Below are 2,001 nucleotides of genomic sequence, written 5' to 3'. Positions count from 1 at the left end.
CCGGCCGCATCCTGGTGATCCAATGATGAGGGGAATAGGGATTAGGGGCCGGGGGTTGGGGACGTGCGTCGTCCTCGAGGTCGTCTGCACGATTGCGGTTCTGCTGACCGTCGTGCCGACCTCGATGGCGCAGGGCGCCGGTGTGTTTGCACGGATGGGCATGGGCGCGCGGTCGCTCGCGCTGCCAGCTCAGTCGGCCGACCGCTCCGGGTTGGCGAGCCCGTACTTCAACCCGGCGTTGACGCCGTTCCAGCCCTCGCAGGGCGTCGAGCTCTCGGCCGGGATTCTGGCCTATGACCGCTCGTTTAGCTCGGTTCAGGTCGCCGCTCCGCTCAAGCCGAAGTCCGGCTTCGCCGCGGGCGTCGTCTCGTTCGGCGTCGACAACATCGACGGCCGCGACGCGAGCGGCGTGCCGACCGACGGACCCGTCGAGGGCGGGACGTTCGAGGCCAGCGAGACCGCGTTCTTCGCCGCGTTCGGGACGCAGTTCTCGAGCCGCGTCTCGGCAGGAATTGGTCTCCGCCTGTATCGCAACGACCTGTTCCCCGGCGTCAGTGCGCCGACGGCCATCGGCATCTCGCTCGGAACGACGGCCCGGCTCAGCGACAAGCTCTCAGCGGCGGTCGTCGTCGAGGACCTGTTCGCCCGCTACGAGTGGAACGCGAGCGGCACCGTTACGGCGTCCGCCACAGACTACTTCCCGACGCGCCTCAGGGGCGGCCTGTCGTACGCGACCGGCGAGCGCTCCGGTGGCCGTCCCCGCGTGACTGTCTCGGCCGAGGCCGAGCTGTTCATCCAGCGTGCCGAGACCGTCCGCCCCGACGGTGTAGAAGTCGTCGGGACCGAGCCGTCGGCGCGGACCGAGACGCTCGACTTCACGCTCGCCGACGTCCTGGGCCGCGCGGGAGCCGAGGTCTGGATCGTCGACGGGTTCGCGGTCCGTGGCGGCCTCGACCGGATCGGCGCGGGACAGGCCGGTGAGCTCCGGCCGTCGGCCGGGTTCGGCCTGGAGCAACGCCTGGGCGAGCTCGACCTGAAACTGGACTACGCCGTCGTGGTCGAGCCGTTCGGCGACGAGCTGATGCACCTCGCGACGGTCCGGCTCGGGCTGTAGCGACCTCGAGGCCGGGCACGCACAATGGGACCGGATCGTCCTCGAGGACGACTACTTTCGCGGACTTCCCGCCCGACCTCGATGCGCGCACTCGTCCTGCTGGTCTCCCTCGCCGCCCTGTCGGTCTCCGCACAAGACGTTCCGACCGGCCTCACGGTGGGCGCCGGGTACGCGTCCGGCTTCGAGGGCGTGGCGATCCACACGGAGGCGCGGGCTCGATTCGCCGGGAGCGGATGGGGCTTGGAGCCGTCGCTGTCGTGGACGCGAGAGCTGCCGTACACGCGCCCCGTCCTCGACTCGGGATTCTACGTCGGAGGCTGTCCGGAGCCGTGTACCCGGCGCTTCGAGGGCGAGCAGGCCGTCGCAGTTGGGATGGCACTGGCGTACCGGACGGTGGCTCGTGGCCTCGAGGTTCACGCCGGAGCGTTCGGCCAGCGAGTTCTTCCCGTGTGGGACTCCCGGAGCTACCGCGCCGGCCTCGAGGTCGGGGCCGCCGTTCCGGTCGGTCGCATTCGGCTCGGGGCCGATGTCCAGGTCGCACGGCTCACGGGAGACCGGCGGACGTCGGTGGCGCCGGTCGTCCGGCTCGCGCTCGGTCGGTAGCTCGCCCTCAAGGCGAGGCCGACGGGGGCGGTCGCCACAGCGCCGCTCAGCGGACGACCGCGAACGGGTGCGACTGGGCGCCCCCTGCCCACACAGAGCGGACGACGTAGAGGCCGGGCGCGAGACCGCCCACGTCGAGGTCGAACCGGTGCGCCCCGGCCCCGAGCGCACCGTCGTGGAGGACCGCCACGCGCCGGCCGAGCGCGTCAAAGACCTTGGCCGTGACGGCGCTAGGAGCGGGCAGCCGAACGGTAACGAAGGCCCGCCTGGTAGCGGGGTTCGGC

General features: G+C 71.4%; 3 protein-coding genes. 2 read left to right on the top strand and 1 reads right to left on the bottom strand.

Annotated elements, in window-relative coordinates; all coding sequences use genetic code 11:
- Together WBA11_RS01315 and WBA11_RS01310 are read left to right on the top strand one after the other, a co-directional pair.
- Window positions 1-1,114 (top strand): hypothetical protein (locus WBA11_RS01315; protein ID WP_424518931.1); only part of this gene is annotated, 1,114 nt, incomplete at its 5' end.
- An 81-nt stretch (window positions 1,115-1,195) separates the two neighbouring features.
- Window positions 1,196-1,717, top strand: a complete 522-nt coding sequence (locus tag WBA11_RS01310; protein WP_424518930.1) for a hypothetical protein — start codon at window positions 1,196-1,198, stop codon at window positions 1,715-1,717.
- A 46-nt stretch (window positions 1,718-1,763) separates the two neighbouring features.
- Here WBA11_RS01310 and WBA11_RS01305 read toward each other — a convergent pair.
- Window positions 1,764-2,001: T9SS type A sorting domain-containing protein (locus tag WBA11_RS01305; protein ID WP_424518929.1), on the bottom strand; the 238-nt coding region annotated here is incomplete at its 5' end.

It is taken from the genome of Rubrivirga sp. (assembly GCF_049648075.1).
GTDB lineage: Bacteria > Bacteroidota > Rhodothermia > Rhodothermales > Rubricoccaceae > Rubrivirga.
The sequence above is the reverse complement of the archived record's forward strand: the minus strand, read 5'-3'. Positions and strand labels throughout refer to the sequence as shown.